General features: G+C 57.2%; 1 pseudogene. It reads left to right on the forward strand.

The features are described from left to right. Position 1: 1 nt before the first annotated feature. Positions 2-409: pseudogene (locus A3730_RS32595) on the forward strand (hypothetical protein); the annotation flags it as partial.

A 409-nucleotide genomic window follows, 5' to 3' on the forward strand; every position in this document is an offset into this window, starting at 1 on the left:
TCTGCTTGGGGCTGTTGCCCTTGTCGGCTGCAACAACGACAGCTCTGAAGAATCCGCACCGACCAACACAGCGCCTCCCGAAAACACCCCCGCAGCAGCCACCACAGTTCCTGACAATGAAACGCTTTCTCGCTCATTTGAAGACCTGAACCAGCCCGAAGAAGGGGCATCCATGTCCGAGTCTTACGCCAGGGTGGTTGCCGCTCAGTCCTATGTCTGGGCCTGGCCCATGGTCAACCAGGCGAATCGACGCGCGGGCATTACCCAGGCACCCAAACCTGGGTTACTCAACGGCATCGTACCAGTGGCCCCTCAGGGACACATTGCCATGCTCAATGACTACATTGATCCGGCAGAAACCTTTGTCACCTGCCCCAATCAGGATGTGGTTTATGGGCTGGGTTTCTTC

The organism is Alcanivorax sp. HI0044, from assembly GCF_001634945.1.